The organism is Nocardia testacea NBRC 100365 (assembly GCF_000308775.1).
In the GTDB taxonomy this organism is placed as follows: domain Bacteria; phylum Actinomycetota; class Actinomycetes; order Mycobacteriales; family Mycobacteriaceae; genus Nocardia; species Nocardia testacea.
Genome location: NZ_BAGJ01000149.1, coordinates 38135 through 63019, shown reverse-complemented (window position 1 = coordinate 63019; position 24885 = coordinate 38135). Strand labels below are relative to the sequence as shown.

The 24885-nt window shown below is 65.5% G+C and carries 24 protein-coding genes and 1 pseudogene; 13 read left to right on the top strand and 12 right to left on the bottom strand.

The genetic code is table 11. The features are described from left to right. Nucleotides 1-165 precede the first annotated feature (165 nt). From ON38_RS20820 to ON38_RS35045, 4 genes are all read left to right on the top strand, one after another. Nucleotides 166-459: a hypothetical protein gene (locus tag ON38_RS20820; RefSeq protein ID WP_157181827.1), complete on the top strand. Its 294-nt coding sequence runs from the start codon at nt 166-168 to the stop codon at nt 457-459. A gap of 318 nt (nt 460-777) precedes the next feature. Beyond that, nucleotides 778-1461, top strand: coding sequence for a DNA alkylation repair protein (locus ON38_RS20815; protein ID WP_039826619.1), 684 nt, complete (start codon nt 778-780; stop codon nt 1459-1461). A 108-nt stretch (nt 1462-1569) separates the two neighbouring features. Then, complete coding sequence (locus tag ON38_RS20810; RefSeq protein ID WP_039826579.1) at nt 1570-1764, top strand: type II toxin-antitoxin system VapB family antitoxin; 195 nt, start codon at nt 1570-1572, stop codon at nt 1762-1764. Then, nucleotides 1761-2180 carry a PIN domain nuclease gene (locus tag ON38_RS35045; RefSeq protein ID WP_245564132.1) on the top strand — a complete coding sequence of 140 codons (420 nt, stop codon included), beginning with the start codon at nt 1761-1763 and terminating at the stop codon, nt 2178-2180. Before ON38_RS20810 ends, ON38_RS35045 begins: the two co-directional genes overlap by 4 nt. A gap of 126 nt (nt 2181-2306) precedes the next feature. On the opposite strand, the gene ON38_RS20800 is transcribed toward ON38_RS35045, so the two are convergent. The 3 genes from ON38_RS20800 to ON38_RS20790 form a co-directional block, all read right to left on the bottom strand. Further along, the gene (locus tag ON38_RS20800; RefSeq protein ID WP_039826576.1) at nt 2307-3524 is read right to left on the bottom strand and encodes an acetyl-CoA C-acetyltransferase; all 1218 of its coding nucleotides are present in this window, start codon (nt 3522-3524) and stop codon (nt 2307-2309) included. A gap of 87 nt (nt 3525-3611) precedes the next feature. After that, a complete protein-coding gene (locus ON38_RS20795) occupies nt 3612-4466 on the bottom strand; it encodes an SGNH/GDSL hydrolase family protein (protein ID WP_039826575.1) in 855 nt (284 codons plus the stop codon). A 69-nt stretch (nt 4467-4535) separates the two neighbouring features. Continuing rightward, complete coding sequence (locus ON38_RS20790; RefSeq protein WP_039826573.1) at nt 4536-4997, bottom strand: hypothetical protein; 462 nt, start codon at nt 4995-4997, stop codon at nt 4536-4538. Nucleotides 4998-5100: 103 nt separating this feature from the next. On the opposite strand from ON38_RS20790, the gene ON38_RS20785 reads away from it, so the two are divergent. Together ON38_RS20785 and ON38_RS20780 are read left to right on the top strand one after the other, a co-directional pair. Beyond that, nucleotides 5101-6492: a cystathionine beta-synthase gene (locus tag ON38_RS20785; protein WP_039826572.1), complete on the top strand. Its 1392-nt coding sequence runs from the start codon at nt 5101-5103 to the stop codon at nt 6490-6492. Between the two features lie 122 nt (nt 6493-6614). Continuing rightward, the gene (locus ON38_RS20780) at nt 6615-7646 is read left to right on the top strand and encodes a mechanosensitive ion channel family protein (RefSeq protein WP_245564131.1); all 1032 of its coding nucleotides are present in this window, start codon (nt 6615-6617) and stop codon (nt 7644-7646) included. Nucleotides 7647-7707: 61 nt separating this feature from the next. Here the strand turns inward: ON38_RS20780 and ON38_RS20775 are convergent, their stop codons facing one another. The 3 genes from ON38_RS20775 to ON38_RS20765 all read right to left on the bottom strand — a co-directional run bounded on the left by ON38_RS20775 (nt 7708) and on the right by ON38_RS20765 (nt 10042). Then, nucleotides 7708-8046 (bottom strand): DUF6401 family natural product biosynthesis protein, encoded by a 339-nt coding sequence (locus tag ON38_RS20775; RefSeq protein ID WP_039826571.1) that lies wholly within the window; start codon nt 8044-8046, stop codon nt 7708-7710. An 80-nt stretch (nt 8047-8126) separates the two neighbouring features. After that, entirely contained in the window at nt 8127-8642 is a 516-nt protein-coding gene (locus ON38_RS20770) for a DUF4254 domain-containing protein (protein ID WP_174372445.1), read from the bottom strand. A gap of 224 nt (nt 8643-8866) precedes the next feature. Beyond that, nucleotides 8867-10042, bottom strand: coding sequence for an acyl-CoA dehydrogenase family protein (locus ON38_RS20765; RefSeq protein WP_039826570.1), 1176 nt, complete (start codon nt 10040-10042; stop codon nt 8867-8869). A gap of 117 nt (nt 10043-10159) precedes the next feature. Between ON38_RS20765 and ON38_RS20760 the strand changes: the two genes are divergently transcribed. Continuing rightward, nucleotides 10160-11302: a cystathionine gamma-synthase gene (locus tag ON38_RS20760; RefSeq protein WP_039826569.1), complete on the top strand. Its 1143-nt coding sequence runs from the start codon at nt 10160-10162 to the stop codon at nt 11300-11302. A gap of 139 nt (nt 11303-11441) precedes the next feature. Here the strand turns inward: ON38_RS20760 and greA are convergent, their stop codons facing one another. Both greA and ON38_RS20750 read right to left on the bottom strand, forming a co-directional pair. Further along, on the bottom strand, nt 11442-11936 hold the full coding sequence (greA, locus tag ON38_RS20755; RefSeq protein WP_039826568.1) for a transcription elongation factor GreA: 495 nt from the start codon (nt 11934-11936) through the stop codon (nt 11442-11444). Nucleotides 11937-12272: 336 nt separating this feature from the next. Continuing rightward, nucleotides 12273-12770 (bottom strand): DUF4307 domain-containing protein, encoded by a 498-nt coding sequence (locus tag ON38_RS20750; protein ID WP_039826567.1) that lies wholly within the window; start codon nt 12768-12770, stop codon nt 12273-12275. Nucleotides 12771-12891: 121 nt separating this feature from the next. On the opposite strand from ON38_RS20750, the gene mca reads away from it, so the two are divergent. Together mca and ON38_RS20740 are read left to right on the top strand one after the other, a co-directional pair. After that, on the top strand, nt 12892-13758 hold the full coding sequence (gene mca, locus ON38_RS20745) for a mycothiol conjugate amidase Mca (protein ID WP_039826566.1): 867 nt from the start codon (nt 12892-12894) through the stop codon (nt 13756-13758). Beyond that, the gene (locus tag ON38_RS20740) at nt 13758-14060 is read left to right on the top strand and encodes a hypothetical protein (RefSeq protein WP_039826565.1); all 303 of its coding nucleotides are present in this window, start codon (nt 13758-13760) and stop codon (nt 14058-14060) included. The genes mca and ON38_RS20740 overlap by 1 nt, the downstream gene beginning before the upstream one ends. A gap of 106 nt (nt 14061-14166) precedes the next feature. Here ON38_RS20740 and ON38_RS20735 read toward each other — a convergent pair whose 3' ends face one another. Then, nucleotides 14167-14565 carry an NUDIX hydrolase gene (locus ON38_RS20735; protein WP_039826564.1) on the bottom strand — a complete coding sequence of 133 codons (399 nt, stop codon included), beginning with the start codon at nt 14563-14565 and terminating at the stop codon, nt 14167-14169. A gap of 152 nt (nt 14566-14717) precedes the next feature. Between ON38_RS20735 and ON38_RS20730 the strand changes: the two genes are divergently transcribed. The 4 genes and pseudogenes from ON38_RS20730 to ON38_RS20715 all read left to right on the top strand — a co-directional run bounded on the left by ON38_RS20730 (nt 14718) and on the right by ON38_RS20715 (nt 18101). Next, nucleotides 14718-15908, top strand: coding sequence for an NAD(P)/FAD-dependent oxidoreductase (locus ON38_RS20730; RefSeq protein ID WP_039826563.1), 1191 nt, complete (start codon nt 14718-14720; stop codon nt 15906-15908). 364 nt (nt 15909-16272) lie between these two features. Further along, nucleotides 16273-16440, top strand: a pseudogene (locus ON38_RS37585) (DUF255 domain-containing protein); the annotation flags it as partial. Nucleotides 16441-16578: 138 nt separating this feature from the next. Then, on the top strand, nt 16579-17193 hold the full coding sequence (locus ON38_RS20720) for a type IV toxin-antitoxin system AbiEi family antitoxin domain-containing protein (RefSeq protein WP_039826561.1): 615 nt from the start codon (nt 16579-16581) through the stop codon (nt 17191-17193). Next, nucleotides 17193-18101, top strand: coding sequence for a nucleotidyl transferase AbiEii/AbiGii toxin family protein (locus ON38_RS20715; RefSeq protein WP_051165012.1), 909 nt, complete (start codon nt 17193-17195; stop codon nt 18099-18101). The genes ON38_RS20720 and ON38_RS20715 overlap by 1 nt, the downstream gene beginning before the upstream one ends. Before the next feature lie 138 nt (nt 18102-18239). Here the strand turns inward: ON38_RS20715 and ON38_RS20710 are convergent, their stop codons facing one another. Genes ON38_RS20710 through ON38_RS20700 form a run of 3 tightly spaced genes read right to left on the bottom strand, consistent with a single transcriptional unit; the run spans nt 18240 to nt 24426 of the window. Continuing rightward, nucleotides 18240-21689, bottom strand: coding sequence for a DEAD/DEAH box helicase family protein (locus tag ON38_RS20710; RefSeq protein ID WP_039826560.1), 3450 nt, complete (start codon nt 21687-21689; stop codon nt 18240-18242). Continuing rightward, complete coding sequence (locus ON38_RS20705) at nt 21686-22900, bottom strand: restriction endonuclease subunit S (RefSeq protein ID WP_083872916.1); 1215 nt, start codon at nt 22898-22900, stop codon at nt 21686-21688. Before ON38_RS20705 ends, ON38_RS20710 begins: the two co-directional genes overlap by 4 nt. Beyond that, nucleotides 22897-24426, bottom strand: a complete 1530-nt coding sequence (locus tag ON38_RS20700; RefSeq protein ID WP_039826559.1) for a type I restriction-modification system subunit M — start codon at nt 24424-24426, stop codon at nt 22897-22899. Before ON38_RS20700 ends, ON38_RS20705 begins: the two co-directional genes overlap by 4 nt. Nucleotides 24427-24885 lie beyond the last annotated feature (459 nt).

Here is a 24885-nt window from a genome sequence, read left to right as displayed (position 1 = left end):
GCCCCTTTCGCTGGTGATCCTGTGTTCCAAGCGTAGCGGGGAGGGGTACGAACCGTACCCCTGGAACAGCAGACAGGTTCTTATCTTTGTCCGGCCGTCCGACCGAAACGTTGCCGTAGAAGAGCGGGCGGCCGCGTGCCACTGCGACTACGAGATGAGGTCCTGATGCGTAAGGAGTCACCGTCCCTGCCCACCCGCGCTCCGCACAATCTCGCCATGGCCGCCACGCTACGGCTGTGGCAGGCGGGCCGTCACTGGGTCACCGACGATCCGGTGATTCTGCGCCGGTTGGCGGAGGGGCTTCGAGCGCTACCCGTAGACCGGCCCACCGCGCACTGCCGCTCGCAGGAACCGATCCGCGGCTACGCGCACGCACACCAGGTGATGGACGTGCACGCCGCGCACCGCTGCCCGCGCTACGAGGCGGCTGCCGAGTACGCCGCCGAGGCGCGCGGGTGACCCCTAACAGACGCGCGGTCGTGCTGTGCCGATCGGACTGCGACAGTACGCAGATCGAGCGGCTGTCCCGGGCACACGGCCTCCGGGTGGTCTACACGGTGTACACCGACACCGGGCCGGAACTCGCGGCGCGGATCGCCGTCCAGTACGCGCTCGACCACGCTGCCGAAGTGGTCGTGATCCCGCACCTCAGTGCGCGGGAGGCCGAGGAAACACCGGCATGGCGGGCGGTCGGATGGATCGCCGATCTGGTTACGGGGACCGCGGGCGCATCCGGTTCTAGGCTTGTATCCCGCAGCCGACAGGCAGGAGACCGAGATGGCCCCCACGACGCCGCCCGAGACGACCGTGGCCGAAGTGCTGGCCGAGCTGGCGGATCTCGAGGACCCGAAGATCCGCGCGGTGAACGAGAAGCACGGTGACGATCACGGCGTGAACCTCACCAGGCTGCGCGCGGTCGCGAAACGGCTGAAGACCCAGCAGGAACTCGCGCGCGGACTGTGGGAGACCGGTGATACCTCGGCGCGCCTGCTGGCGCTGTTGATCTGCCGCCCGAAAGCGTTCGGACGCGACGAACTGGACGCCATGTTGCGCGACGCGCGGACGCCCAAGGTGCACGACTGGCTCGTGAACTATGTGGTGAAGAAGAACCCGCACACCGAAGAACTGCGTCTGGCCTGGTTCGATGATCCGGACCCGGTGGTGGCGAGCGCCGGGTGGGGCTTGACCGCCGAACGTGTGGCGAAGGAACCCGAGGGGCTCGACCTGCCCGGATTGCTCGACACCATCGAAGCGGAGATGAAGGAGGCCCCGGACCGCCTGCAGTGGGCGATGAACACCTGCCTGGCCCAGATCGGCATCGAGCACCCCGAGTATCGCGCCCGGGCGATCGATATCGGCGAGCGCCTGAAGGTCCTCGAGGACTACCCGACCGCACCGGGTTGCACATCGCCGTTCGCGCCCGTCTGGATCACCGAGATGGTTCGCCGGCAGGAAGGCTAGACGGAAATCCCGATCGAGATGGCGGCCTCATCCATCATTGATGCTTGCCGGCATGGATCGCTGCTATCATGGCGAGGGGCTACCTGGCATCAAATTGGAGGCGGGAAGATGCGCACCACCATTGACCTAGATGACAACTGGGAGGAGGTTGCGCGAGTGCTGGGCACGCACGGCAAGACGGAGACGGTGAACCGCGCTTTGGCGCATGTGCTTGACGAGCGGCGGCGCAATCAAGCCGTCGAAACGTTCCGGACCCTTCAACTCGATCTCGATCCGGAGACCATGCGCGGAGCTTGGGAGTGAGCACTCCGGCCTATCTGGCCGATAAATCCGCCCATGCTCAGCGATACAACTCCGAAGAGGCAGCGCAGCGGTTGGACCGCGAAATGGCCGCAGGGCGTCTCGCGATCTGCGAAATGGTTGCTCTCGAACTGCTCTACTCGGCGCGTAACGGCAGCGACTACCTACGCCTCAATACAGCACTACAAGCATTGCCATGGGCTGCAACCGACGGTGCCGCCATGAAACGAGCTCTCGACGTACAACGACGACTCGCTCAGCGCGGGCAGCACCGCCGCCCCCTGCCGGATCTCATAATCGCTGCCACTGCGGAGCTCGCTGAGCTCACCGTGTTGCACTACGACCGTGATTTCGACCTGATCGGCGATGTTACCGGCCAACCGATGGAGTGGATTGTGCCTCGAGGGACTGCAGGCTGAGCACGTCTCGGTCGGACAGTCCCGGCTCGGCTTCTCCGAGCCGTACGCCCCTTCGTGGTCTGTGGCAACGTACAGAAACGGCCCCTCCACGGGTCGAATCCGTGGAGGGGCCGCACTGAAGACCACTCAGCTCAGGCGCTCGATGATCATCGCCATGCCCTGGCCGCCGCCGACGCACATGGTCTCCAGGCCGAACTGTTTGTCGTGGGTCTGGAGGTTGTTGATGAGCGTGGCGGTGATGCGGGCACCGGTCATACCGAACGGGTGGCCCAGCGCGATGGCGCCGCCGGAGACGTTCAGTTTGTCCAGGTCCATGCCCAGTTCCCGGGCCGAACCGAGGACCTGCACCGCGAAGGCCTCGTTGATCTCGTAGAGGTCGATATCGCCGATGGTCTTACCGGCCAGCTTCAGCGCCTTGCGCACCGCTTCGATCGGGCCCAGGCCCATGATCTCGGGGGAGAGGCCGGAGACGCCGGTCGACACGATCCGGGCCAGCGGGGTCAGGCCCAGTTCCTCGGCCTTGGTATCGCTCATGACGACCAGGGCGGCGGCGCCGTCGTTGAGCGGGCAGGCGTTACCGGCGGTGACCGTGCCGTCCGGACGGAAAACCGGCTTGAGCTGGGAGATCTTCTCGTAGGTGGTACCGGGGCGGGGGCCGTCGTCGGTGGAGACGACGGTGCCGTCGGGCAGGGTCACCGGGGTGATCTCCCGTTCGAAGAAACCGGCCTTGATGGCCTCTTCGGCGCGGTTCTGCGACCGCACACCCCAGTGGTCCTGGTCTTCACGGGAGATCCCGGTGAACGAGGCGACGTTCTCCGCGGTCTGGCCCATGGCGATGTAGACGTCGGGGATGTTGTCGTCCTCGCGCGGATCGTGCCAGCTCACGCCGCCCTGCGCGGTGGTGGCGGTGCGTTCCTCGGCGGTGGCGAACAGCGGGTTGTGGGTGTCGGGCCAGCCGTCGGCGGTGCCCTTCGGGAACCGGGACACGGTTTCCACACCGGCGGAGATGAACGCGTGGCCCTCACCGGCCTTGATGGCGTGGAACGCCATCCGGGTGGTCTGCAGCGAGGAGGAACAGTAGCGGTTCACGGTGGTACCGGGCAGGTAGTCGTAGCCCAGCTGGGTGGCGACGACCTTGGCGATATTGAACCCGGCCTCGCCGGCGGGCTGGCCGCAGCCGAGCATCAGATCGTCGATATCGGCGGGCGAGAGGGCGGGGACCTTGTCCAGTGCGGCGCGTACCATCTGCGCGGCCAGGTCGTCGGGCCGCATGCTCACCAGCGACCCCTTGTTGGCCCGGCCGATGGGGGAGCGAGCAACGGAAACGATGACGGCCTCTGGCATGAGGACTCCTTTGTCGGGGAGTGTGCGCGGCCGGGCCGGACACTACTCGCGGGTACGATCCCTTCGAATCTACGTCGCGCCCGGCTGCTAGGAAATATCCGCCGTGGCCATATCCCGGTCAGCGAGCGCTCTCATCAATTCGGGTAGCAGATGGGTGGCCGCCAACGCGTAACCCTCGGCGGAGGGGTGGAAACCGTCGGCGGAGAACAGTTGCTCCGGGGCGGCCCGGAAATCCTTGCCGAGCAGATCACCCATGGCGACGGTGCGGCCGCCGGCGGCCCGGGTGGCCGCCGTCTGGGCGCGCGCCAGCCGGACGCTCCACCGGTGCACCACCGAGCGCAGCGGTTCCGGGATGGCGGTGACGCTGCCCAGGTCCGGGCAGGTGCCGACCACGACGACGCTGCCCGCTCCGTGCAACCTGCTCACCGCCGCGCCGAGGCGTTCGGCGGACCGGCCGATCGAATGCTTCTTGGTGACATCGTTCGCGCCGACCAGCACTACCGCCGCGTCCGGCGGCGGGCCCGCCACGAACATGGCGTCCACCTGCCCGGCCAGCCCCTTGGAAGTGGCGCCGGAGATCGCCTTGGTGCTCAACCGGACGCGCTTCCCGGTGGCATCGGCCAGACCGTGTGCGATGCGGACCCCGGGCACCTCGGCGGCGCTGCGGCAGCCCAGACCGGCGGCGGTGGAATCACCGAAGATCATCAGGTGCAGGTCGGCGTGCTTACCGGTCCGCCAGTCCTCGTACCCGAGCGGCGAGTAGATGCCGTCGGCTTCCGGGGGCTTGGAAGTATCGCGACCGATCATGCCGCGTGCCGTGCCCGCCTGGGTGGTGAGCAGCCGATACGCCGCCCAGGACGCGGTACCCGCCCCGGAACCGACCAGAACCGTGGCGGCCCCGGCCACGACGGCCGTCCGCCATCCGATCCGAGTTTCGCCCATGGGCAGAAATTTTACGAGCGGGAACGATCCCGTGCGACCGTGCGCGCCGGGCCCGGTCGCGCGCGGGTATCAGGCCGGGACGAAGAAACTGCCGTACGCCGGGATGCTCGCGTGGTTCGTGGTCACCACGACGTCGACCCGGCCGGGGCCGGTGTCCTGGAACAGCGAGTACTGGATGCTGCCGTAGATACCGGTCACCACATTGTTCACGTAGGTGCCGGTGGCCCCGGTGTCGAGATTGCGCCAGGTCACCGTGGTCAGTACCTCGCACAGCGGCGCCAGCGGATAATCGCCCGGACCGATACCGGCGACCGGGTTGGCCCGGACGTTCAGCACCGCCCGGCCCGGCCACTGCGGGCTGGTATCGGCCCAGGTTCGGATACTCGTCCCGCACAGCCCGCCGTAGGCCAGCGTCGGGACATCGGCGAACGCGATGGTGGCGGCACCGGCCGTGGCCCCGGACGCGGCGGCCAGCGCGAAGGCGGACCCGGCCAGGAGCACGGTGGCACGTGCGAGCTTCGGCAGCCTCATAGGTCCCAGATATTAAAGGCTCGGCAGCCGCCGCGCCGGATTTGCGCGGCGGGGTGGCGGACCACACGGAGCCCCCCGGCAACGTCTCTGCAACGATGGGGGTATGCGCATTGCGGATCATGTCGTGGACCTCATCGGCAACACCCCGCTGGTCCGGTTGAACTCGGTGGTGCCCGCGGGCGCCGGGCTGGTGGCCGCCAAGGTCGAGTACCTGAACCCGGGCGGCAGCTCCAAGGACCGTATCGCGGTGAAGATGATCGAGGCCGCGGAGAAGTCCGGGCAGCTGCGGCCCGGCGGGACCATCGTGGAACCGACCTCGGGCAATACCGGTGTCGGCCTGGCTCTGGTGGCCCAGCAGCGCGGCTACCACTGTGTCTTCGTCTGCCCGGACAAGGTCAGCGAGGACAAGCGCAATGTGCTGCGCGCCTACGGCGCCGAAGTGGTGGTCTGCCCGACCGCGGTGCCGCCGGAGCACCCCGACAGCTACTACAGCGTCTCCGACCGCCTGGTCCAGGAGATCGAGGGCGCCTGGAAGCCGGACCAGTACTCCAATCCCGGTGGTCCGGACAGCCACTACGAGACCACCGGGCCGGAGATCTGGCGCGATACCGAGGGCACGGTGACCCATTTCGTGGCCGGTGTCGGCACCGGCGGCACCATCACCGGTGTCGGCCGCTACCTCAAGGAGGTATCGGGCGGGAAGGTGAAGGTCATCGGCGCCGATCCGGAGGGGTCGGTGTACTCCGGCGGCACCGGGCGTCCGTATCTGGTCGAGGGGGTCGGCGAGGATTTCTGGCCCTCGGCCTATGACCCGGCGATCCCGGACGAGATCATCGCCGTCTCCGACGCGGATTCCTTCGATATGACCCGGCGCCTGGCCCGCGAGGAAGGCCTGCTGGTCGGTGGTTCGTGCGGGATGGCCGTGGTGGCGGCGCTCGAGGTGGCCCGGCGGGATCCGGATGCCGTCGTGGTGGTGCTGCTCCCCGACGGCGGGCGCGGCTATCTGTCCAAGATCTTCAACGACCGGTGGATGAGCTCCTACGGGTTCCTGCGCACCCCGCTCGACGGGTCGACCGCGGAAGTACTGGTCGGCGATGTGCTGCGCGGCAAGTCCGGCGAACTGCCGGATCTGGTGCACACCCATCCCTCGGAAACCCTGCGCGACGCCATCGAGATCCTGCGGGAGTACGGCGTATCGCAGATGCCGGTCGTCGGTGCGGAACCGCCGGTGATGGCCGGCGAGGTGGCCGGCAGTGTCTCCGAGCGCGACCTGCTCTCGGCGGTCTTCACGGGCCGGGCCAACCTGACCGATTCGGTGGCCCAGCACATGAGCCCGTCGTTCCCGCTGATCGGCTCGGGCGAGCCGATCTCGGCGGCCACCAAGGCGCTGTCGGATACCGATGCGCTGATGGTGGTGGAGGACGGCAAGCCGGTCGGCGTGATCACCCGCCACGATCTGCTGGGATTCGTCAGCACCGATCGCGTGGCGCATTAGCAATTATTCCGCAATCACAGGTTCAACCTGCTCCATCGGGGTATAACGTGGCCTAGTGCCGTTCGTGGCAAACGCCGCGTCCGATCGGAGAGCGAAGGGAAGGGCTTGTGCAAACCTCAAGTTTGGCAATCGATTTCCAGCAGGGTTTCTCTGACGCGTGGAGCTCGGTCGCGACATTCGTACCCAAGCTCATCGGCTTCCTGGTCATCCTGGTCGTCGGCTGGATCATCGCCAAGGTGGTCGAGAAGATCGTCGACAAGGTGCTCGAACGGGTGGGTTTCGATCGGCTCGTCGAGCGGGGCGGAATCCAGCGGATGCTGGAGCGGAGCAAATACGACGCGTCCGATCTCCTCGGGAGGCTGGCCTTCTACGCGATCCTGCTGATCGCGCTGCAGATGGGCTTCGGGGTCTTCGGCCCCAACCCGGTCAGCAACCTGATCAACGGGATCGTCGCCTGGCTGCCCCGCGCGGCGGTCGCCATCCTGATCGTGGTGGTCGCGGGCGCCATCGCGCACGCGGTGAGCGATCTGGTGCGCAACGCGCTCGGCGGGCTGAGTTACGGACCGATGATCGGCCGGATCGCGGCGGTGTTCATCTGGGGTATCGGTATCGTCGCCGCCCTGAACCAGATCGGGGTGGCCACCACGGTCACCACACCGGTGCTGATCGCGGTTCTCGCCACGCTGGGCGGCATCCTGGTCGTCGGTGTCGGCGGTGGTCTGGTGCGGCCGATGCAGCAGCGCTGGGAGGGCTGGCTGAACGGGCTCGAGCAGGAGATGCCCGCGATGCGCGGTCACGCCGAGGCATACCAGCGCGGCCGGGAGGACGCGTCCCGGGAACGCGAGCGGATGGGTGCGCAGCAGGCCGGGCGAGGTTCGGCCGCCGCCGGCCGCGATCCGGAGCAGTGGGACGAACCGCAGCCCGCGCACGGTGGCGGTTTCCGCCGGGAACCGGACGAGTCCGGCGGCTACGGGCAGCAGATGTCCGGTGGCCAGTACCGGCAGTACGGCAACCCCTACCGCGGCGGCCAGGCGCCTTACGGGGGCGGCGGCCAGGGTCTGCAAGGAGGTGGCGGTCAACCGCCCTACGGCGGCGGCTACGACGAGGGTGGCCAGTCGCCCTATGGTGGCGGCGAGCCGCGCCACCTGCGCTGAGCCCCGCTACGCCGATACTCTTCCGCCGTGTACCGGAACCCCGGTACACGGCGGAAGTCGTTCATCGAGCCGAGTACCCGGCCTGCCGGCAGGCACCGGCCAGCCGCAGGTGCAGCCATTCGGCGGTGGCCCAGTCGGCGGGTTCGGTGACTGGCGTCGTCCGGTCCTCCAGCAGCCCCCGCATGTATCCGGCCAGCAGGACGACCGGGGAGATCCGCTCGGCCGTATCGATCCCGAGGTCCAGTATGTCGCGGACGGCGGCCGCGTGCTGGTCCAGTTGCGCGCACAGTCCCGGCAGCGCGGCGGCTGCCGCGAAGGCCGGCGCACCGTGGGTCCGCTGGATACCCTCCAGATAGCGGCGGGCGGAGATTTCGAACATACGGGGACCCAGGGCGAACATAACTTGATGGTAACAACGCGCCGTCATTTATCGAATTGTGATTTATCGCGCATTCACGCAGGTCGCGCTCCTGTGCGTACTCAGGTCCGGCGCCGGACGGGCTCGGCGCCCGACACCAGATCGGTCCATTCGTCGGCCAGTAGCGCCAGCCGATACCAGGCCGCGTGCACCCGATCGTCGGAAACGCACTCGGCGTGGTGCAGCAGATGGTCGGCGCGCACATGCGCGGCCGCCATCCGGTCGATCGTGGCGCCGAGGGAATCGTCGCGCCGAGGCCGCCGCCCGACCGGCCCGGTGCTGATCCAGCGGTCGATCAGCGCGACGACTTCGGCTCGGCGGCAATCTATCCCGGCCGTCGCCAGCGGATCGGCGTGCCGGCGGCGATGCAGGTCCGCGAGGGTGTTCGCCCAGGCGAGCAGTGGCTGACCGGCTGCGGTTCCCTCCGCCCCGGAGAACGCGGCCACCAGCTCACGCTGATCGGGTAATCGACAGGCGGTGGCACGCTCGCGCGAATTCCGTGCGGCCCGTACGCCGGGGGCGGATTTCGCCGTGGTGGACGGTCGCCGATTGCCCGGCCCGGACGACTGCGAGTTCATAACGCACCTCCCTGTACCGCTCCCGGGGGTTTTCGGTCCACACCGGGTGCGAATATCAGAGTGCGCCGCCGGCCCGGCCGGTGGGTGACACCGAGATGGCTCGCCGATGACGGTTGGTAACAATGTCCTCCGCTCGGCCAGGACACCGTGTGAGGCAGTGTATTCCCCGGGAACGGGATGCGGCTGTGCACGAAATGGCTAGTGGCTCCGATTCGCTCGTGGCGTCAGCGAAAAGCGGACGCGTCGGTGAGCGCCTTGCCGAGCACGAGCTGGTGGACCTCCGCGGTGCCCTCGTAGGTGAGGACCGATTCGAGGTTGTTCGCGTGCCGTAGTACCGGGTAGTCGAGGGTTATCCCGTTGGCCCCCAATATGGTGCGGCATTCCCGGGCGATCGCGAGGGCTTCGCGGGTGCTGTTCAGTTTGCCCGCGCTCACCTGCTCCGGAGTCAGTTCGCCACGATCCTTGAGCCGGCCCAGATGCAGCGCCAGCAGCTGGCCCTTGCCCAATTCCAATGCCATATCCGCCAATTTCGCCTGGGTGAGTTGATAGGCGGCCAGTGATTTATCGAAAACCCGGCGGGTACGCGCGTATTCGACGGTCGCGCTCAAACAATCGCGCGCGGCACCCAGCGCGCCGAAGATTATCCCGAACCGTGCCTCACCGAGGCAGGACAGCGGGCCCGACAGCCCCGACGCACCCGGGAGTACCGCATCGGCGGGTAGCCGCACCTCGTCGAAATCGAGTTCGGCCGTGATCGATGCACGCAACGAGAGCTTTCTCTTCATTTCCCGGGCCGTGAACCCGGGCGTTCCCGTGGGCACCAGGAAACCGTGCACGACATCCTTCCCGCCGGTCTCGACCTGAGCCCACACCACGGCGAGATCCGCCACCGACCCGTTGGTGATCCACATCTTCGACCCGTTGAGCACCCAGTCGCCGCCGTCGCGCCGGGCGCGCGTGCGCATCCCACCCGGGTTGGAGCCGAAATCGGGTTCGGTGAGACCGAAACAACCGATCGTGTGCCCGGCCGCCATATCCGGTAGCCACTGCCGCTTCTGTTCCGCGGAGCCGTATTTGTGCAACGCGGTCATCGCCAGCGATCCCTGGACCGACACCAGCGACCGGAGCCCGGAGTCGGCCGCCTCCAATTCCTGGCAGGCCAGCCCATAGGCGGTGGCCGGCAGGCCGGCGCAGCCGTAACCCTCCAGATGCATCCCCAGCACGCCCAGCTTCCCGAGCTCCGGCGCGATATCGCGCACCGGGAACTCCCCGGCCTCGAACCATTCCGCGATATGCGGCCGGATATGCCGGTCGGTGAAGGCCGCGACGGTCGCGCGGATCTCCCGTTCCTCCCCGGTCAGCAGTGAATCTGTGGCGAACAGTTCGGCGACGGTCAGCATGGCCTCAGGGTAATCGCCGACGGGCGACACCCCGCGGCTCTCGGCAGGGCGCGAGCCTGCTCACACGTCGGCCGCCCGGAGTGCGGTTGTGGCGCGTCCGGCCTCTAGGGTGGGGGTATGAGCGAACTGGGATTCACCACCAGGGCTGTGCACGCCGGTTACGATCCCGATCCCCGGACCGGCGCGGTGAACGTGCCCATCTATGCCAGTTCCACCTTCGCCCAGGACGGGGTGGGTGGACTGCGGGACGGTTATGAATACGCCCGCACCGGCAACCCCACCCGCACGGTGCTGGAGGCCAATCTGGCGGCCCTCGAGGTCGGCCGCTACGGCCGGGCATTCGCCTCGGGAATGGCCGCCACCGACTGTGCGCTACGCGCGATGCTGCGGCCGGGCGACCATATCGTCATCCCCGACGACGCCTACGGCGGCACCTTCCGGTTGATCGACAAGGTGTTCACCGAATGGGGAATCGAGCATTCCCCGGCCGCGATCACCGATATCGACGCGATGCGGGCCGCGATCCGCCCGAACACCAAACTCATCTGGGTGGAATCGCCCACCAACCCGCTGCTCAATATCGGCGATATCCCCGCGCTGGCCGATATCGCGCACACCTCCGGCGCCAAACTGGTCGTCGACAACACCTTCGCCACCCCGTATCTGCAGCAGCCGCTGCTGCTCGGCGCCGATGTCGTGGTGCATTCGACCACGAAGTACCTCGGCGGCCACTCCGATGTCATCGGCGGCGCGCTCGTCACCGACGACGCCCAGCTCGACTCGGCCTTCGCCTTCCTGCAGAACGGCGCCGGCGCGGTGCCCGGCCCCTTCGACGCCTTCCTCACCATGCGCGGCACCAAAACGCTCGCCCTGCGGATGGACCGGCACTGCGACAACGCCGAGACCCTGGCCGAGTTCCTGTCCCGGAATCCGGCGATCAGCCATGTGATCTACCCGGGACTGCCCGAACACCCCGGCCACGCCGTCGCCGACAAGCAGATGCGGCGGTTCGGCGGGATGATCTCGGTGCGACTGGCCGGTGGCCCCGACGCCGCCCGCGATCTGTGCGCGCGGACGAAGGTGTTCACGCTCGCCGAATCGCTGGGTGGAATCGAATCGCTCATCGAGCATCCGGCGGCGATGACCCATGCCTCTACAGCAGGGTCGCTTTTGGAAGTGCCGGGTGATCTGGTAAGGCTGTCGGTAGGAATCGAGGACATCAGCGACCTGCTGGCCGACCTCGAACAAGCCCTGAGCTGAACCCGCCGGGGCACCACCGAGCATTCGGGAGAATACGCAGGACATGAACGAGCGGCCGTATCCGGGAAAACGGATGCGGCCGCTCGCGTCGTCATACGGTCCGGTCGCGGCGGGACGCGCCGCGACCGGACCGGTGGTCTCAGCTGTGGTACGGCTCGGCGCTGACCAGCGTCACCTTCATGAGGTTGCCGTTGGGCAGGGTGTATTCGCGGGTTTCGCCGACCTTCGCGTCGATCAGTGCGCCGCCGAGGGGCGAGCTGGGCGAATAGGTCTCGAGGTCGGGGTTGCCCAGGCCCTCTTCGCGGGTCGCGATGAGGAAGGTTTCGGTATCGGACTCGTCACCGTCGTAGTAGACCTTCACCACGGACCCCGGCAGGGCGACCCCGGACTTGGTGGGGGCCACGCCGACCTTGGCGTTGTTCAGCAGTTCCTGCAGCTGGCGGATCCGGGCCTCCTGCTGGCCCTGTTCCTCACGCGCCGCGTGGTAGCCGCCGTTCTCCTTGAGGTCGCCTTCTTCGCGACGCTCGTTGATCTCGGCGGCGATGACCGGACGATTGGCGATGAGCGCGTCGAGTTCGCTCTTGAGCCTGTCGTGCGACTCCGGGGTCAGCCAGGTCACTTGGGTCTCAGTCATCTCGATCACTCCCTAGTAGTTGTCCCCGGCAGGCCGGGATTCCTGATCACTGCGGCACGGCCCACCCGCAGGCAGGCATGCTTCAGCAGACGGCTATCGCGATCTGCGGGAAGTTCGAAGAACCCCGACAGTCCGATTCCGGGACCCTCCCCGGTTTCGACCGCGCTGGCCGCCAATGCAGCAAACACGGCTCCGAGCCCCGGAACCGTGTGTCAGGCCATTTTAGCATGATTCACAAAGATGCAGGTCGGGCTGGTTTTTACCCGACGGTCAACTTTGCTCGGCCTACTTCCATGACCCTGGCGATACCCAGGCGGGCCGGGTCCTAACCCGCGCTCACTCGGTTTTGAGGTAACCCGGCACCTTGTCGGTGCAGGTGTAGATCGCCGCCGAAGCCGGTCGCTCGGAAGCCGCCACGACCGTGGACAGCCGCACCGTCTTGTCGCCCGCCGTGGGCTGCACCAGCACCTCGCGCCGGCCCACCTCGGTCAGATCGCGCGACATCGCCCGCACCAGGCACACCACCGGTTTCGACGGGTCGGCACGGGTGAGCCGGATCTGCACCTCGACCGAGGAATCGTCGAGCACGGTGTAGCCGAGTTCCTCGGATTCGATGTCCTCCGGCCCGAACTTCGCCCAGCCCAGATAGGCGACCCCGATCCCGGCGAGCACCACCACGGCCGTGAGCACCACGCCGATCAGCCGGCGGTCCGGCCGCGCGGCGCGGCGGCCGTAGCGGTCGGCGTGGCGATCCCCCGCCGATACGGCGGTGTCCGGAGATGCCGCCGCGGCAGCGGAAGAGTCCGGGCGCCGTTCGGGCGTGGGCTCGGTCATGATCGCGTGCTCCCGGGGGGTAGGTCGGAACAGAATCGGTCCAGATGGAACTATATGTAATGAAGTCCGAACACCCGCGACCGAGAGCGACGGTGAACGAGAAGTGAGTGGCCTTCGCCTCATGGCGGTGCACGCCCACCCCGACGACGAATCCAGCAAAGGTGGTGCGACCACCGCGCGGTACGCCGACGAGGGACATGACGTCCTGGTGGTGACCCTGACCGGCGGGGAGCGCGGCAGCATCCTCAACCCGGCCATGGACACACCCGGGGTGCTGGAGCGGATGGACGAGATCCGGCGCGAGGAGATGGCGGCCGCGGCCGCCGCCCTGGGCGTCCGCCAGACCTGGCTGGGTTTCATCGACTCGGGACTGCCCGAGGGCGACCCGCTGCCACCGGTGCCGGAGGGCTCCTTTGCGCTCGTCCCGCTGGAGGAGGCCACCGAGGCGCTGGTCCGGGTGGTCCGCGAGTTCAAGCCGCACGTCATGACCACCTACGACGAAATGGGCGGCTACCCGCACCCGGACCATATCCGGTGCCATGAGGTATCGGTGGCCGCGTTCGAGGCCGCCGGCGATCCGGAGAAGTTCCCCGACGCGGGCGAGCCGTGGACCCCGCTCAAGCTGTACTACGACCACGGCTTCACGATCCGGCGGATGGAGGTGTTCGCCGAGGAGTACGAGAAGCTGGGCGAACCGTTCCCCCTGCAGGAGTGGCTGGACCGGTCGCGCAAGTACGCGGTGGAACGCGGCGACATCATGGCCCGGGTCACCACCCAGGTCGAATGCGGTAAGTACTTCCCGCGCCGCGACGACGCGCTGCGCGCCCACGCCACCCAGGTCGATCCGAACGGCGCCTTCTTCGCCATTCCGCTGGAGATGCAGCAGCGGCTGTGGCCGACCGAGGAGTTCGAACTGGCCCGCACCCGGGTCAGCACCGATATCCCGGAGACCGACCTGTTCGCCGGTATCACCGACGAGTACCGCTGATGTGGGCCGCTGCTCTCCCGGTATCGGCGACCGCGCTGCTCGCGCAGACGCCCGGCACGCCGACCGGTCCGGAATTCGGTAAGGCGTCCCCGCTCGGGCTGGCGATCGTGCTGATCCTGCTGGCGGGCACGTTCCTGCTGGTCCGTTCGATGAACAAACATCTGAAGAACCTGCCGGAAACCTTCGAACCCGAACATCCGGAACCGGACCAGGAAGCCGACGAGGGCACCGAGCCCGGGGTGCCGAGGCGGGCCGAGTCGACCCCGAACGGTGGTGCCGAGGACCGCGACCGTCCGGTGTGACATACCGCCGTCGGCAGCGGCCGGAGCAGCGCGTGGGGGCCGTGCCCGCCCGGTGCCACAGGGGTGAACCGTAGTTCGCGCCGGTGGCCGCGACCGGGTGGTCGCGCTACCAGTCGATCAGGTCCAGCCGGTGCAGATGTTCGAAAACCAGTAGCGAGCCGGGTGCGACCTCGGGCATGGCGGCGTACTCCCCACCGGTGAAGTAGCGGAATTCGGCGATCTCGCCGAGCGGGCTCGGGTCGGCGGTGACCTCGGCCAGGAAACAGGTCATGTGCAACGGGGTCCCGGCGGTGTGCCCGTACGCGTCGGCCTCGAATACCCCGAGTTCGCTCACGTCGGTGACTCCGACGCCGAGTTCCTCCCGGACCTCCCGGTGCAGCGCCTGTAGTGGACTCTCCCCGGGATCGATCTTCCCGCCCGCCATGTAGAAGACGGTCTTCCCGGTCGAACGGGTCTGGATCAGGCGGCGGTCGCGGATATGGGCCAGGGCGGCGGTTCTGATCACGGCTACACCGTAGAAGTCCGCGCGACCTCGGGGCCCGGCAGGGCGGCGGGACCTGCCCCCGGGGGTCGATCGAGTGATCTGCATCACCTGCTGTCAGGAATCCCGGCGCTGCGCTGTCTTGTTCACGAGCCCCTCGGAGCGAAGGAGATGCCATGAGCAAGAACACCGATGTGGTCGTGGTCGGCGGCGGATATGCCGGCGTGATGGCGGCCAACCGTTTGACGCAGCGCGACGACGTGACGGTGACCGTGATCAATCCGCGCCCGGTCTTCGTGCCACGGCTGCGCCTGCACCAGTTGGTGGGCGGTACTCATGACGCGGTCGTCGACTACAAGGACATCCTGGCCGAGCGCGTCCGGCTGGTGGTCGACAGTGTGACGCGGATCGACGCGGCCGGTCGCACCGTGACGACGGGCGAGGGCGACACGATCGGCTACGACTACCTGATCTACGCGGTGGGCAGCGGTACAGGTGGCCGGCAGGTACCGGGCGCGGCCGAGTTCGCGTATCCGGTGGCCACGCTGGAGGCCGCCCAACAGCTGCGCACGGTGCTCTTCGATACCCCGATGACGGCGCCGGTGACGGTGATCGGCGGCGGCCCGACCGGTATCGAAACCGCCGCGGAACTGGCCGAGCAGGGCCGCAGCGTGACCCTGATCTGTGGCGAGGTGCTCGGTCCATACCTGCATCCGAAGGCCCGGCGCACGGCCCGCAAGTACTTCGCCGGGCTGGGGGTGACCGTCCTCGAAGGCCCCGGCGCGACGGTCACGGCGGTGACCCGCGAGGCCGTCGAACTCGGCGACGACCGGACGCTGGCGAGTGCGGTCACGATCTGGACAGCCGGCTTCGGCGTCCCCGACCTGGCCGCCCGGAGTGGGTTGCGCACCGACGCCGCCGGGCGTCTGCTCACCGACGAGACGCTGACCAGCGTGGACGACGAACGCATTGTCGCGGCGGGAGATTCCTCGGCCCCATCGGACCTGCCGCTGCGGATGAGCGCCTACACCGCGTACTGCCTGGGAGCGCACGCCGCCGACACCCTGCTGCACCGCATCGCGGGTGACCAGCCCACCCCGATCGACCTGGCCTTCCCCGCCATGTGCCTCAGCTTCGGCCGGGAGGCCGGGATCTACCAGCTCGGCCACAAGGACGAGACCGCCATGCGGCTGTACTTCAGCGGGTTCCTGGGCAAGAAGCTCAAGGAGTTCGCGTGCGAGGCAGGTATCAACCATATGGCGACCGAAGCACGCAAACCCGGTTCGCATCACTGGTTCAAGGACGGCAAACACCGGCCACAGCTGCTGCGGGCCCGGCGTGACGACACATCCGCACTGCTCGCGTAGGGACGCGGGGGTCGCCGTGGCCGACCGGTAGAGGTGCGACAGCGTTCGCGGACGCTGTCGCACCCGCGCCGGTCGAAGCCGCGAAGACGGCCGGGTCGAGTTCGGGCGGCGGCGGTGCTGCCGGCCGGGCGACTCCCCTGCGAGAAGAACGGCCGCGCCCGGGATGCCGCTCGGATCGTCCGGCCGGGATACTGCCGCCGGCCCGCGGCGCCCCGGCCGTGGGATATGGATGCGGGGCGCGGGCGCGCCCGTCATCCTGTGGTTGCCCACTAGTCTGGGGTCGGAGCCGATCGGCGGATTGCGCCGTTCGGGCCGGCACATCGTGCGGATCGTGTCGTGCGCTCACCGGATCTGGGAGGCTGGCATCGTGAACCGATTGGACAGTGCGACATCGCCTTATCTACGTCAGCACGCGGACAATCCGGTCGATTGGCGGGAGTGGGATGCCGAGGCTCTGGCGGAGGCCGCGGCGCGCGATGTGCCGATCCTGCTGTCGGTCGGGTACGCGAGTTGTCATTGGTGCCACGTGATGGTTTAGGGTTACAAGTGGCATTCATGCAGGTAGATGGCGGTATGTTGGGTGCGGGTGGAAGCTGGGTTCCGGGTCGGTAATAGGTCGGCTTGTATCAATTCGCACCCATAGCCCTGTCCTGTGGGTACGATTTAATGCATGGATTCTACTGGGTCTTCGAGACTGTCGGCTAGGTTGGGTGGGCTGCCGCCGACCTTCACTTCGGCGCAGGCGCGTCAGGCCGAGCTTTCTTCCAGGGACCTATCGCTCTTACTGGACCGCGGGGAGGTGGACGAGCTATCACGCGGTGTCTATCGCCGCACCGATGCCCCGAAGTCCGCGCACATCGATCTTCTCGCGGTGTGTACACGGGCGCCGCATGCGGTTGTATGTGGTGAATCCGCTCTCGCGCTGCACGAGTTGATCGACGATATTCCTTGGGCGGTGCATATCGCTGTGGCGCGGGGCGCCCGTCGCCCTTCGATCTCGTTTCCTCCTGTTGTCGTCTCCCAGTATTCGGCAAGGACCTTTGCACTCAATGTCGAGCGTTACGAGGCGGCGCCGGGCGAAACCATTCCCGTGTATGACGCCGCTCGCTCCGTGGTCGACGCAATGCGTCATCGCCACCGCATCGGTGAAACTCTCGCGTTGGCCGCACTCGGCCGCTACCTACGTCGTGCCGGCTCCGCGGGCGTGGCCGAGCTGCAGCGCATCGCCGGTGAACTCAATGCGATATCGATCATTCGCCCCGCTGTCGAAGCGGTGATCGCCTGATGCCCAATCCGGCACGTGACAGCACAGCAGGCCGTATCTACAACGACCTGCGCAATCTGGCTCGCCGTACTGCACGGTCAACCGACGAGCTCATGATCGAGTATCTACTCGAGCGCTTCCTGTTCCGGCTTGCGGTGTCACCGATGGGCGGCCGGTTCTTCGTTCTCAAGGGTGGCCTACTGCTGGCTCAGTTCGGTGCTCGCCGGATGACCCGCGATATCGACATCCTCGGCCGGTTCTTCAGTGGCGATGAGGATGAGATCGTTCGGCGGATCTCGATGATCGCAGCGACTGAGGTAGATGATGGGGTCCTTTTCGATCCCAGCACACTGAAGACTGTCCCGATCCGGGAGGACGACGAGTACCACGGGCTACGTATGACGATGGCCGCATCCATTTCTCGGGCACGCCTCAAGCTCCAGCTCGATGTCAGTTTCGGAGATCCGGTGACTCCGGAGCCAATGCCCATCGAGTACCCGCAACAGCTCGATGGCACCAGTTTTCAGCTTTTCGGATATCCGCTCGCCACGGTTATCGCCGAGAAGCTGTCGACCGCGGTGGCACTGGGCGACCTGAACACCCGCGACCGCGACTACGCAGACCTGCATCGCTTGATCTCCTCCAATGACCTCCTCGGCAACGAACTGGCGGACGCGCTGGAGGCCACCGCTACCTACCGAGGAATCACATTGAGATCACTCAGTAGTTCGGTAACCCAGCTTCCCGAGCTCCGTCAGCGCTCGTACGCGGCTTGGCGCCGTCGTCAGGGCCCAGCGGGGGCTGGCTACCCTGACCGATTCCTCCACGTTTTCGAACTGGTCGCCGAGTTTGCGGACCCGCTTATCGAAGGCAGAGTGATCGGCGGAACATGGGTGGCCGGAGCTCGACGATGGGAGCCCGGTGCATAGCGCATGATCGGATTGGTTCCAATCGCCAGTTCCGGCCCTACGAGCGTAGTTACGGCGTGATCGTAGGAGTGTCACGTCGATAGTTGCCACTGCGTCACGTCCAGGGTTGTAGCCGGTCCGTGCTGAGCATGGAACCTGTCAAGCTGTCTGCGTATCGACGGGAATGGCTGTGGTACGCAGGTGGGTGAGCACTTCCTCCATCGCGTCGAGATCTTTGTCGGAGAACAACTCCTCGGGGCCGCGTGGAGCCATGCTGCTGAACGGGGGATCGTAGAGGGCGCCGACATCGACGACACCGCTCTTGGTGATCACTTTGATCAACAGTTTGACGAAGTCGAGCTGATTCGCCGAGAGCGTGCGACCAGCCTGGAACTTGTCGAACGCGGCGATGGCGGCTTCTTCATCGAGGCCCGCGATCGCGCGTACGAATAGGCCCAGCTGCCCGTCGTACTCGGACTTCGCCTGCTCCAGGTCCTCGGCCGTGCCGAAGCCCTCGGCGAGGAATACCTGCTCCAGAAAGGCGACGTCCATCGTGGTGATCTGCCGGTTACGGCGCAGCTTCTGCACCGCGATCTGGTCGGCGTGTTCGGTGAGGTAAGCGCGGACTTTCGCCTCGAATCGTGACTTGCCACGAATGCCGCTGAGCGCGGTGAGTTCCTGGATGTGCAGTTGGCCGAGCTCGTCGGTGAAGTCGGTGTAGACCGGGCTGCGCCGTGTTGGCTTGATATTGGCGACCAGGGCACGCAGGCGTCGGCGCACGGTCTCGAGCATGGGCAGGGTGACATCATCCCACCAGGCATCGGAGCAGACGTCCTCGAGGAAGTCATGATGCTTCGAGACTGCCGGGATGTTCTGCAACGCCAGGCTGAGCAATTCTGTGGCGATATCGCGCACCTGCTCTTGCAGCGCAGCGAAGCTTGGCTCTCCAGTGAGACATGCGTACTCCAGCCGCAGCATGAGGTAGTCGAAGCGTTTGGCCTGAGGGCTGTTGCCATCCTCCACGAATTCGGTCGGCAGCCCGGCTATCTCATCGAGTTCCCTGCGCTTCTGCGGTGTGAACCGCTGCCAGGTGGCGGGATCGACAAAGGCTTCGACCTGCCGCAATTTGTGGCGTACTTCGATGCTGTCGGGATTCATTCCGGCCACCTGCTGGTGCAGTGCCTGCGCGAACTGCCAACGCACATCACCGGTGCTTTCCGGTTCACCTGTCGGGATGTCGGCCGGTGTATCGCCGGGATTCTCCAGCTGATCCAGCTCCAACAACAGGTCAGCACGCTGCCGGAACAGCTTCTCGCGCAAAGAGCGCGTCGACCGGCCGGCTGTGGTGGGAAGGTTCTGATTGAAGTACTCGACATTCTGGCCCAGGTCGAACACGACGAACCCGGTCTTGTGTTGTCCGGGGCCGAAAAGGTTCTCGCACAGCCGGGTCCCGCGTCCGAGCATCTGCCAAAACTTGGTCTTCGAGCGGACTCGCTTCGCGAACACCAGGTTTACTACGGCGGGTACATCCACCCCGGTGTCGAGCATATCGACCGAAATAGCGAGATAGGGCGCGCTGCCCGGCTTCTCGAACTTATCGATGAGGCTTTGCGCGTTGTCGGCCTTGCTCGTGATGATGGTCGCGAAGTCGCCCCGGTAATGCGGGTACAGGCTGTCGAAGCGTTCGGCGATTAGCTTGGCATGTTTGGTATTACGGGCGAACACGATGGTCTTTCCGATGTGATCGCCGGTATCGACCTTCAACCCGAATTCCATCACCGTTTCCAGCATCTTGTCGACGGTGTCGGCGTTGAACAGGAATTTATTAAGGTCGTCGGGCTCGATGACGTCGGGAATATCGCCGTCGTCGGGGGCCCAGTCCGTGGATTCCCACTGGTCTTGCTCGTCAGGTGGGAGTTCGTCGTACCTGATGCCGAGGCGCGGGAACTTCAAGGGCACGTCCACGACGGTGGGCGGCACCAGGTTCTTGTCGGACACCGCCTCATCGAGGTCGTAGTGGTCGGTCGGCATCCCGTCTTCGAGGTGGAAAAGCTGGTATGTGTTGTGGTCTATATCGTCGCGCGGGGTGGCGGTCAATCCGACCAGCAGCGAATCGAAGTAGGTGAACAATGTTCCGTACTTCTGATACACCGACCGGTGTGCCTCGTCGATGATGACCAGATCGAAATGACCAGGCCCGAAACGCTTCACGCCGCCGGAGTCGATTTCGTCGGCCAGCGCCATCATCGACTGATAGGTGCAGACGTACACCCGGCCGATGGCTTTCTTGTCGGCCAGCAGGTTTACCGTGGTGAGCCCCGGAACGTGGGTCTTGAACGCCTTGGCTGCCTGATTCACCAGTACCTGCCGGTCGGCCAGGAACAGTACCCGCTTCACCCAGCCCGACCGGGCCAGCAGATCGACCAGGGCGATGGCCGTGCGAGTCTTGCCCGTGCCCGTCGCCATCACCAGCAGGGCCTGGCGTCGATTATCGGACTCGAAGCTGCCCGCGATACGGCGGATTGCGCGAGTCTGGTAATGCCGGTCGACGATCTGCTCATTGATGGTTTCGGTGGCCAGCTTCTTGCGGCCGGCGCGCCGCTGAATCAGCAGCCGTAGCTCGTCTTTCGTGTAGAAACCCTGCACCCGGCGCGGCGGATAGAGCCGGTCGTCCCAGATCCAGGTCTCGAAACCGTTGGTGTAGAAGATGACCGGACGCTGGCCGGTCTGCTGCTCCAGTGCGTCGGCGTACTGGCGGGCCTGCTCCTTGCCGGCGACATCCGGGTCCTTCGACGCGCGCTTGGCCTCGATCAGCCCCAGCGGCTTGCCGTTGTCGTCCCACAGCACATAATCGACACGTCCCTTGCCGCTCGGCGTCGGCAGACCGGGTACCGGATATTCCCGGTCCTCCAGACTGTCGAGCTGCCATCCAGCTTCGGCCAGCAGGCGGTCGATGTACAGCTTTCGAGTGATGTTCTCGGTGTAGTCATGTGTGTCGGGAAGTTTCTGGTTGGTCTGCTTGGCCGCCCTGATCTGCGCCCGCAATTCGGCGAGTTCCGCCTCGAGATCGGCGTTCGCCGCTCGCTGTGCGGCGAGGTCACTGCGTTGCTGCTCGAATTCGGCCAGCATCGCTTGGATCTCGGCTTGCTTCTTTCGCCGTACCTCGGCGGGTACCGGCCGGGGCACCAGGTTCGGGTCGAAAGCCAATGCCGCAGGCGGGAGATTCGCGGGGTTGCGGACATAGCGCCGGGCCACCCAGTACATCACCTGGAACAGCTCACCCAGAGTCTCCATCGAGGACTTCTCGGTGATGGGCTTCTTCCCGTGCACCCCGTCATTGCCAGCCTTGCGGACCAGCTCCATCTTCGTCCGCATATCGAGACCGACCAGCGCCACCATGGACGGATCATTGATCTTGGCGTTCAAATCGTTGTAGTATGGCTTCTTCAGCGTGGCATCCGCGTCGTACAACCACTCGACGGTCAACTCCAGCGTCCTGCGGGCACAGATGCACGCCACCCGGGGATCGGCCACCCCGGCCCGCTCGGCCCGCTTGGCCTCCTCGAACAGATTCGGCCACTCTGCCCGCAGGAACCCGAAGTTGCTCACGACAATCCTTCCCCCTCAAGGTGTTCGAGGTCAGTTTGCCAGAGTTCGCCGCGGAAGGCACGGGATTGGAGGGAGGCGAAGAGAGTGTCCAGGTGGGCGAGAGCAGTGGCGTGGATGGACCTCGCCGAGTCGACGCTGTCGATGCGTTCGGCGAACTCTTGTTGCAATGGGAGGGGAGGTTGAGCAATTGCGATCGATCGAAGCTCCCTCGCGTTGATATTCGCCATGCCGACGATGGACTTGCACATTCCACGTAGAATGCGTTTTGCGTACTTGGTGTTCAGAAATGCTGCGACGTAGTCGGGAGTGTTGGCGGCATTTACTCTTACACGAATAAGATAGCCAGCGTACGCCATCGGTTCCGAATACTTGAACAGTGCAGTTTTTCCAACGAGCTCGGCGCTATTGGTTCGATTGAAAAGAATATCGCCCTGCCTTGCGATGTATCGCTCGTCGACATATCCACCGAGATATTTCAGGTCGTCAACGACAATCTTTCCGTCGCTTGTTAGATTTCCCATGCGCAGCACCGGTGTCTCACCAGTGAGTGCGGCCTTTTCGCCTGTGCCGTACTGTGTCGATTCAATCAAGTCCCTAATAGTGCGGGTTGGCCATCCGTGTGGATTCGAGGAGGGGTCACCGAACATGTCGATGAAGAGGGATTGGGCCAGGTCGTCGAGGAGAGCGATGGCCTGTCGCCGTTTCGCCCGCAGAGTATCTGCCCGATCCAGTATCGCCGCAATCCGCCGCTGTTCGTTCAACGGGGGCAGCGGTATGGGTAGGGATCGAAGCGCGTCGAACGGAAAGTTGTCAGCTGTCGTCGCTCGGACCCATTTGAGGATGACCTCCGATCGTTCCTTGATGAACCTTGCAAGGTACTCGGGGAGGATCGAGTCGCCACATATTATTGCTTTAATATCCTGATTTATAGTTACGGGTACCTTGTTGATACCAACCGGGATCGTATGTTTCAGCACGCCCGAACGCACCACTACCAGGACGCTGTTTTCTGGTATGAGCTTTGCCGGGCTATTCTGGACACCGAATTCTGAGAGGGTTACCTGTGATTGATCGATGCTCCAGGATTTCATGTCCTTCGGCGTAACCCAAGGAATGCCGCCGCCGTAGTAGTCCGCGTTGGACCGAGTAGGAGTTCCGCCACCCCTAACTGTCGTGACATCGCCGATTGGAACCGAACGGTAGACGGTCACCCGAGCATCCCCTTCAACTCCGACATTCCCTGCTGAATTTCCGCCTCGATCCGCTCCAGCTCCTCGATGATCTCCATCGGCGGCCGGTGCTCGACCTCCTCGTGGACGATCTCCTTGTACCGGTTGAGGGACAGGTCGTAGTCCTGGGCGGCGATGTCGGCCTTGGGTACGCAGAAGCTCTGGGCGGTGCGGGGCCGCTCATGTTCGCTGCCGTTGCGCAGCGCCCAGCGGGCCATAACGTCAGGGAGGTTGTTCTTGGTGTGCTCGTCGCTGGTGAGAGCGGTGGTGGGGGCTGTTCCGAGTTTGGTCTCCGGCAGCAGTGGGGTGCGCTTGTCGTCGAGGCTGAATCCGTCGGCGGTGACCTCGTAGAACCACACGGTGTCGGTGCCGCCGCTGTTCGTTTTGGTGAAGAACAGGATGGCAGTGGACACGCCCGCGTAGGGCTTGAATACCCCGCTGGGCAGTTTCACCACGGCATCGAGCTTGTGGCCCTCCACCAGTATCTTGCGAAGTTCTTTGTGCGCCTTGGTGGATCCGAACAGCACGCCGTCGGGGACGATGACGGCGGCTCGGCCGCCGGGTTTGAGCAGGCGCAGGAACAAGGCCAGGAAGAGCAGCTCGGTCTTCTTTGTTTTGACGATGGCCTGGAGGTCCTTGGCGGTGGTCGCATAGTCGAGGCTGCCCGCGAAGGGTGGGTTGGCCAGGATCATGGAGTACTTGTCGGCCTCGCCCGCGGCGCTTTCGGCCAGGGAGTCTCGGTAGCGGATATCGGGTTGGTCGACGCCGTGCATGAGCAGGTTCATGCTGGCGATGCGCAGCATGGTGCGGTCGAAGTCGAAGCCGTGGAACATGCCGTGGTCGTAATGATCGCGGATGGCCGGATCGAGTAGGTCCTCGTGGTGGGTCTGGGCGATGTACTCGGCCGCGCCGACTAGAAAGCCGGCTGTGCCGCAGGCCGGATCGCAGACCTCGTCGTTTGGGCCAGGAGCCATCATGCGCACCATCAGGTCGATGATGTGGCGAGGAGTGCGGAACTGGCCGTTCTGGCCGGCGGTGGCGAGTTTGCCGAGCATGTACTCGTACAGGTCACCCTTGGTGTCGCCCGCGTCGAGCGGAAGTTCGTTGATCAGGTCCACCACCTTGCCGAGCAGGGCAGGGGTGGGGATAGTGAAGCGGGCGTCGCGCATGTGGTGGGCGTAGGTGGAGTCGTCGCTGGCGTCCGCGCCGCTCAGATCCCGCAACCAGGGGAAAACCTCGTCCCGGAATCGCGGAAACATCAGGTCCGGGTGGAGGTTCTTCAGGTTCGACCACCGTAGCGAGTCGGTCTCGTCGGTGTAGATCGGCCGATCGATCGGGCTGGATGTGCGATTCGCCTTGCGCTCCTTGACGGTCTGGATGTCATCCAATCGCCGCAGGAAGATCAGGTAGGTGATCTGCTCGATCACTTCGAGGGGGTTGGAGATGCCGCCAGACCAGAAGGCATCCCAGAGGCTGTCTATCTTGGTGCGGAGTTCGCCGGTGATCACCGGTGAACCCTATCGAAGGGTCGGTAAGGGCGGTACGGAGAGCAATCGGTCCGGAGATACTGACGAACTGACAAGCTGACCATGGGCAGTGCTCAGATATGTTTCAGCGTGCGCAAGCCTGTTACGCCGGTGCTGTGAATGCCTTTTGAAGTGCATATTTGCCAGAATTCTCCTGGATCTCCATGTGCAATCTTGCTGAGTCGGCTTGGTCTAGTGATAATCAGATTATCGATCGATCGGTGCCGGAGACGATAGCGTCCTTGGTGTCAACCCGCTACTACGCCCTGAACGAGAGGTCATGACTCGTCGACTCGCGCCGCTGCCGGCGGCGCTACATTGCCGGTCTCGGCGGCCCGGAACGGAATGCCGCCGATGATGCTGGAGTTGATCGCCATCTCAGCCACGCCCGCCGTCGCCTGGTGGGCCACTCACCTCGGGCCGGAACGACTCATGGCCGCG